Source organism: Microcoleus sp. Pol7_B2 (assembly GCF_036701035.1).
Lineage (GTDB): Bacteria > Cyanobacteriota > Cyanobacteriia > Cyanobacteriales > Microcoleaceae > Microcoleus.
The window spans coordinates 1-6,650 of the sequence record NZ_JAUBQB010000142.1 but is presented as its reverse complement, the minus strand read 5'-3'; the positions used below and the strand labels follow the sequence as shown (position 1 = coordinate 6,650).

Below are 6,650 nucleotides of genomic sequence, written 5' to 3'. Positions count from 1 at the left end.
TGATTTTAAATCACCCTAATCTTCCTTCAGTCTTGTCTTATGGTACTTTGGCTGCTTAAAAACTGTCCGGAGTATTGATTTATGATATAAATAAATATTACGGGAAGTAATTACGATCGACAATTTTGGCTGGGCAACCGTAGGCTAAGCAATGGGAAGGCAGAGAGTGAATAACTACTGAACCTGCTCCACAGGTTGTTCCGTCTCCAATTTCTACGCCTGGACAAACTTTAGTACCAACACCTAATAAAACACCTCTACCCAAACGAACTTGACCAGCAAGAGAACAGCCAGGAGCGATGTGGCAGTAATCATCAATAATACAATCGTGGTCAATAGTTGTACCAGTATTAATAATAACGTGATGGTTAATTTTGGTTTCCGTGTTGATAGCTGTATTAGCCATAATGACGGTACCCGAAGCAATTTCAACTCCTAATGCAATTTGTGCCGAAGGGTGAATTGCAGTTGTGAAAGAATATCCCAGATTTGTGATTTTCTGAGTTATATACTGACGGGTACGATTATTACCGATAGCAGCAATCCATTGACTGTTTTCAGTATTGATTTTTATCAATTTTTCTGCTGCTAAGTAGATTGGAGTACCATAAATTTCTGTGATTCCTTGCGGTGGGTTATCATCAACAATTCCCGTAATTACTTGTCTGTGACGAGATAAAATATCTATAATAACTTTGGCGTGTCCGCCGCAACCATACAAATAGGTATTCATATAGCCTCACCTCTACTCGTTTGACTTCATGTTTCCTGAAAATTCATTCATACTTGCTTGGTTCGGATGGGAGATACCTCTATGTTTTATGACTTCTATGGGAGTGAACAAGAGAATTTTGAAGTCAAGCAACAAACTCCCGTGAGCGAAATACCAAACATCTAGGTTAATTTCTCTTCCTTACTAATGGCATTGCGACCGTTAATCTGCGCCCAACCCCTAATACCTGGTTTAACTTCATGACGGCGTGCTTGTTGCGGGCTATAACGCTCCAAGTATTCTAGCAGCAAAGGGCGAGGGTCAACAAAGCTCATATCACCTTTAAGAACGTTCCAGAGTTGGGGAAGTTCGTCTAAACTGGTTTAGCGCAGAAATTTACTGATTGCGGTGATTCGCTGTACGTCGGGGAGAAGATTGCCATCGGCGTCGCGATCGATCCTCCGAAGTGCGAAACTTGTAGAATTGGAAAAGTTCGCCGCCAAACGGAAAATCACGAGCGAGTACAGCACAGTATTTTTGCAGGTCTTTTTTACCTATACCCTTGGTATCCATCCACAGCCTAATGCAGCTATTCCTGACAAATTGATCGGTACGAATTGCTTCGTCTACTGCTGCAAATTGATTTAATTTTTCTAATCTTTTGAAGTCAAAAAAAAGCATTTTTACCTCCTATCTTATAGGATACTACCTGGAAGAGGTTTTTGGGAATTGCTACCAACTTTATTGATAAATTAAAAGCCGTCATAGAAGGACAGGGGTTTAGACCCATTAATTCCGGGGAAATGAAATTTCCCCGTTTTTTTGCCCACTATCGGACTTAAATAAACGAACCCCTACCGAACCTCACTGCTAGTTTGACCCTCATCAAGAAGACCTGTGAATTCAGGGGCTGTAGCATAGCCTTCTCGGTTAATTCCGTCTCTTTTCAAGACTTTCAATACTGTCAGAAACAGAATTTTCAAGTCTAACCACAGAGTCCAATTATCGACATACCAAACATCAAGTTTAAATTTAGCATCCCAGCTAATAGCATTGCGACCATTGACTTGAGCCCAACCCGTAATTCCCGGCATAGCTTCGTGGCGACGAGCTTGTTCTGGAGTATAGCGATCGAGGTATTTTACGAGTAAAGGACGAGGGCCAACAAAGCTCATATCACCTTTAAGAACGTTCCAGAGTTGAGGGAGTTCGTCCAGACTTGTTTTGCGAAAAAATTGACCCAGGGGTATGAGACGCTGTTCGGTAGGCAGCAAATTACCATCAGCATCGCAATCACTTGTCATAGTGCGAAACTTGTAGAAATTGAAAACGCGACCGTTTTTACCGGGACGGGGTTGGCAGAAAAAGATTGGCCTGCCCATGCGGATGTAAATGGCGATCGCAACCATTAACATTACGGGAGAGAAAACTGCCAGCGCGATCGCAGCCACTAATCTATCTAATATTGTCTTTAGCAGTCTGCTGTATTTACTGAAAATCTTGGTAGAAGCAACTTGTGAATTCATGATCACCATCCTTTTGAGCTTAAAAAATCTGTCAATTCCTTCACGAACATTTTTAAACTTTAGGTTCTTAAAAGACGAACTCTAATTCGCGATCGCCCCCAACTTCAGCATCGGCCTTATTACCGCACTTAAGACAAAGTTCATGAATCGATCATAAAATTGTCTCTAGTTCAGCCAAGGAAAGAATTGTGCGATCCACTTCCTAGCCCGGTGCTGGTGGAGTCTTGCAATACTCTCATCTTGACGAGCGATTTGAACAGTTAGCAAACTCAGTTTCTTGGCCGTGACGAAATCTTTGTGAGGATTATCTCCTACATAGACGCATTTTGAGCCTTGAAATCCCCTGAATTTCCTGACTTTTAAGTATGGTATTGGGCGGCGCTTCGAGTTTTTTTTACCGTATTCATCGCTGTAAATGATAGTATCACAACTATTTGCTATGTGCAATCCTTCTACTTTATTGCGTTGAGTTGTTAGGTAGCCATCTGTGCTCGCGCCTAGTTTTTTGTTACCTTTAAAATATTCGATCGCCGAGCATCGCTATACAGAGAAATCTGTCGCTTATGTTGTCGATCCATTGAGATTATCTCCTGAATTATTTGAGAGTCATCTCATCCTCCATGCTAATTTCTGCTAAAGCTCAATTAAAAATTTAGCCTCTGTTTCCTGGTACAAAATACTTCCAAGCTCTTTCAAAAATTTTGGAACCGCATATTTATTTACTATCCAATCCCCGACTGCGTGAAATCCGAGCCGCACAAATCGTTCGGAAAACATAGTATCATCTACATCAAAGACCGTAACTTTAATCATGCGAGCATTTCCTTTGTTACAAAAATTGCCTCGTCGTACCGCAGCATGACAACTCCATCCTGCCAATCGTCAATTTTAATTTCAAGGTTCTTCCCCAAAACCATTTCGATAATCCAGAGAGGGAAATTAGCACCGGCTTGAAATGCGAGAGGAAATCCTCCGCCAAATCGTGGATTAATTTCAATAAATTTAATCTCACCGCTGGCGAGCAAAAAACATTGCACCGTAATGCAGCCTATGGCACCGGGCAATGACTCAGCCACCTTTTTTCCAGCCTCCATTAAGGCGAGATTTTTAACGGTTATCCCCTTACTAATTTCCCCAGCTCTGGTTTCAATGCGGAGCCGGGGAACCACCGATCGCACCTTTCCTTGGAAATCCACTAAAATATCTAAAGTGTATTCTTGACCAATGAGAAATTCCTGAATAATGGCATTAGCAATATACTCTCTAAAAAATTCCAACTCTTTAGCATTTCTGACCTGATTTACTCCCACACTGCAACTGCCCTTCGCAGGTTTAATCAGAAAAGGATAGCAGGCGTTAGTATCTGCGAGAATTTTGTCTCCATCTAACAATTCAGGGGTGGAAACACCCATCTCTTTGAAAAACTTAAAAGTATTACGTTTGTCATAACAAATCTCATTTGTTTCAGGAGAACAGACGAGTAGGGTAACGCCTTTCGCTTCAAATTCCTGTCGGTGGAGCGAGAGCAAATACAGTTCCGGGTCGATCAGCGAAATCAATAGCTTAATGTGATGTTTTTCACAAATTTCTAGCAAAATATTGATGTAATTGGCATCAGTAATTCGGGGAACAAGTTCTGAAACATCAGCCGCGAAAGCAGCAGGAGCATTGTTCTGAGAATCTGTCATGACAATAGTGCCAGGAATTCCTAGATTGCTCAAAACTTTTTTGAACAATTGAATTAGTGCTACCCTTCTGCCTGCACTGGTGAAAAGAATGTTGAAAGCATCCATAAGTTTCTAACCTTGTTTAGTTTTCGGTAAAAATTATGGCATTTTTGCGTATTCGCAAATATTTTACCAGCGTGTAGAACTTGATGCGTTCTCAGACAAAGCCTCGCTATACAAACTTTCGTACAGCTTTATGATTTGTGGCGCGTCATAATTAACCATATCCTTTCGTCCGCGCTTGCCCATCTTTTGAGCTTCGTCTGGACGATCTAAAATCCATGCCATTGCTTCAGCCATTCCGTTGATATCTCCCACTTTTACCAGCCGCCCATTTCCATCTACTAATAAATCGCGAGTGCCGCGAATTTCTGTACCAATTACGGGGGTTTCCATGCACAAAGATTCCATCACGCAATTGGGAAGTCCTTCGTGTGCAGAAGCAATCAAAGTAGCTACAGACGCACGCATTAAAACTGGGATATCCCTCCGTCGCCCCAAAAAATGCACTTGATTTTGAATTCCTAACTTGGCTGCGAGTTGCTGCATTTCCTCAAAAATTCTTCCATTTCCGGCGAACGCTAAATGTACTTGAGGCCGACCGAGTTGGGCAAATGCCTTTAAAATATCCCCAGGACGTTTGCGGGGAATAAATTCAGCTACCGACAAAAACAAAGAGTTTTCCGGCGCTAATCCCAACTCTTGACGTACTCCCATTATTTCAGCTTCGGAAATAGCATGGGGATTAAAGCGATCGAGATTTAAACCAGTTCCGGGGATATAACGAACTCGTTCGGGAGAAATGAGTCCATAGCGCTTTGCTGCTGACTCATCTTCCCGATTCACTACTACTAAATAGTCTGTCCAAGGCCCAGCAATCTTTTCTAGTCCCAAGAATATAGCATTTTTATGGGGTGCGCCTCCTGGGTAGAAGTGAAAACCTTGAGCAGTGTAGATTACCTTGAATTTTCCCTGCTTTCTCCAATTGTTAAGAGCATAGCGGGCAACAAAAGCAGCTACTGGCGTGGAAACATTTACTAAATTGTATGGTTGCTGAGCAAGCACCTGACGAATTTGTTGGGGAGCGGCGAGCAAGTTTTTGGGATCTAGGGGGTTGCGCGACCACTCGATATCCCAAACGCGATCGAAAAAATGTGCATATTCCTCGCTAGTAGAAAGTTCTTTTGCCATTGCATCCACCTGCCAGCCTTGACTGCGTAGGTGCTTGGTGAGAGGCAGGAAAAATTTAAGAGTAGATGGAATAGTGGTGATAATTAGCAGGCTCTTCATGATGGCTCCTCAATTTCCTCGTAAACGCTAGTCGGCATAAAATTAATCCTTATTAAATCTGACCAACATTGAGACCGTCCTAGTTTTTTTGCTTCAGCCAAGCTTCAGTCATCTCTCGTACGTAGCGGTAAAATTCATTCCGCTGCTCGCGGAGGGCTTCATCGCGGTACTCTTTAGCTTTTTCCAAATTCCTGGCTGACATCCGAGCCATGCGTTCCGGGTTAGTTGCCACCTCGCGGATTTTGCTCGCCAAAGCTGCTACATTACCGGGGGATACTAAATCTTCCGGGGGGAGCAGTTCTGGGATGCCGCCCACTGTTGAACCGATGCAGGGTAATGCGCGCGCCATTGCTTCCACCATTGCTCTAGGTAAACCTTCTTGATGGGAAGGAAGAACGAAAATGTCAGCTAGATCCAACTGATTTCGCACCGCATCACCTGCAGTCAATTGACCTTTGAAACAAACCCGATCGCCCAAACCGTGCCCTTGAGCTCGCGCTTCCAGTTTTTGACGGTACTGGCCGTCTCCAACTAGAACCAACTTGATATCTAGTCCTTCTGCGACGCAAACAGCAACGGCATCGATGAGTACATCGGGAGCTTTGTAAAGTTGAGCCAAACTGGCCAGTGTAATCAAGGTCAGCGACTGCTTTTCCTGAAAGCCCGATCGCGGTGTTGCCACAAATGCTGAATCCGGCAATTCCGTCATCGAATAGTGAGCGGTAAAAACCCCTGGATTTGGCGGATATCGGCGCTGGAGAGCCTTTTCTGTAATGTAAGCAGCGGCGCTAGCGTTCACGCACTGATCTCTGAGCCGACGCGGCGACCACCAGCGGAAGAACGGGCGCACAGGGCTTTTGACGGAGCCGGGAGCGAATACGTCGTAAGGGTCGGCGATGACATAAATGCCGTAGGGATGGCTGATCCGGCGCAACATCGGTTCGATACAGGACGAAATTTGAGAAGAAAGATAAAAAATCACAGCATCCTCTGTGCGGACAGCTTTTCTGGCAGCCTGCTGAACTTGTCGGGCCTTGAAGAGGTACTGCCAGGGGCCTATATAGTAAGGTATTGCTGCAAAGGAAACTCTTTCCCCGTCAGCTCGCTTCCAGTCAGAAGGCACATCAGGTACGTCGCGCACGCGGGCTACTGCCAGGATCTCGTCAAATACTTCAAAGTAACGCTGCCAGTAGGAATGGGCGAACATTGTCTGTGTCCACACTGCCCCGTCGGGCGTGCGAACAAAGCGGTGTTCAACAGCTACAACTACTCTCATACAATCGGTAACTCCTTTAATAAAAACATTTCTACATTTGATTCAATACGGTTCAGTTAAGAGCTATGCAGTGCTTAAAACAATAAATACAGGAGGATTCATTATTATTCCAGTACCTC

9 protein-coding genes are annotated in these 6,650 nt (G+C 43.9%); all 9 read right to left on the bottom strand.

Annotation, left to right across the window (positions count from 1 at the left end; genetic code table 11):
• Positions 1–97: 97 nt before the first annotated feature.
• Complete coding sequence (locus tag QUA57_RS27795; protein ID WP_333065005.1) at positions 98–733, bottom strand: acetyltransferase; 636 nt, start codon at positions 731–733, stop codon at positions 98–100.
• A gap of 161 nt (positions 734–894) precedes the next feature.
• Positions 895–1,047, bottom strand: a complete 153-nt coding sequence (locus QUA57_RS27790; RefSeq protein ID WP_333065006.1) for a sugar transferase — start codon at positions 1,045–1,047, stop codon at positions 895–897.
• A gap of 61 nt (positions 1,048–1,108) precedes the next feature.
• Positions 1,109–1,393, bottom strand: a complete 285-nt coding sequence (locus QUA57_RS27785) for a hypothetical protein (protein ID WP_333065007.1) — start codon at positions 1,391–1,393, stop codon at positions 1,109–1,111.
• A gap of 173 nt (positions 1,394–1,566) precedes the next feature.
• Positions 1,567–2,238, bottom strand: coding sequence for a sugar transferase (locus QUA57_RS27780; RefSeq protein ID WP_333065008.1), 672 nt, complete (start codon positions 2,236–2,238; stop codon positions 1,567–1,569).
• Positions 2,239–2,403: 165 nt separating this feature from the next.
• A complete protein-coding gene (locus QUA57_RS28815) occupies positions 2,404–2,766 on the bottom strand; it encodes an HAD family hydrolase (protein WP_445304513.1) in 363 nt (120 codons plus the stop codon).
• A gap of 105 nt (positions 2,767–2,871) precedes the next feature.
• Complete coding sequence (locus tag QUA57_RS27775) at positions 2,872–3,051, bottom strand: hypothetical protein (protein WP_333065009.1); 180 nt, start codon at positions 3,049–3,051, stop codon at positions 2,872–2,874.
• On the bottom strand, positions 3,048–4,031 hold the full coding sequence (locus tag QUA57_RS27770; protein WP_333065010.1) for an ATP-grasp domain-containing protein: 984 nt from the start codon (positions 4,029–4,031) through the stop codon (positions 3,048–3,050). The genes QUA57_RS27775 and QUA57_RS27770 overlap by 4 nt, the downstream gene beginning before the upstream one ends.
• A 63-nt stretch (positions 4,032–4,094) precedes the next feature.
• Positions 4,095–5,255, bottom strand: a complete 1,161-nt coding sequence (locus QUA57_RS27765; RefSeq protein WP_333065011.1) for a glycosyltransferase — start codon at positions 5,253–5,255, stop codon at positions 4,095–4,097.
• Between the two features lie 79 nt (positions 5,256–5,334).
• Positions 5,335–6,531 carry a glycosyltransferase family 4 protein gene (locus tag QUA57_RS27760; protein WP_333065012.1) on the bottom strand — a complete coding sequence of 399 codons (1,197 nt, stop codon included), beginning with the start codon at positions 6,529–6,531 and terminating at the stop codon, positions 5,335–5,337.
• Between the last annotated feature and the right edge of the window lie 119 nt (positions 6,532–6,650).

What these genes read in the sequence shown, in the direction of transcription:
- QUA57_RS27790 (WP_333065006.1), bottom strand. Translation starts at nt 1,047, where the DNA reads ATGAGCTTTGTTGACCCTCGCCCTTTGCTGCTAGAATACTTGGAGCGT.
- QUA57_RS27780 (WP_333065008.1), bottom strand. Translation starts at nt 2,238, where the DNA reads ATGAATTCACAAGTTGCTTCTACCAAGATTTTCAGTAAATACAGCAGA.
- QUA57_RS27760 (WP_333065012.1), bottom strand. Translation starts at nt 6,531, where the DNA reads ATGAGAGTAGTTGTAGCTGTTGAACACCGCTTTGTTCGCACGCCCGAC.
- QUA57_RS27775 (WP_333065009.1), bottom strand. Translation starts at nt 3,051, where the DNA reads ATGATTAAAGTTACGGTCTTTGATGTAGATGATACTATGTTTTCCGAA.
- QUA57_RS27795 (WP_333065005.1), bottom strand. Translation starts at nt 733, where the DNA reads ATGAATACCTATTTGTATGGTTGCGGCGGACACGCCAAAGTTATTATA.
- QUA57_RS27765 (WP_333065011.1), bottom strand. Translation starts at nt 5,255, where the DNA reads ATGAAGAGCCTGCTAATTATCACCACTATTCCATCTACTCTTAAATTT.
- QUA57_RS27770 (WP_333065010.1), bottom strand. Translation starts at nt 4,031, where the DNA reads ATGGATGCTTTCAACATTCTTTTCACCAGTGCAGGCAGAAGGGTAGCA.
- QUA57_RS27785 (WP_333065007.1), bottom strand. Translation starts at nt 1,393, where the DNA reads ATGCTTTTTTTTGACTTCAAAAGATTAGAAAAATTAAATCAATTTGCA.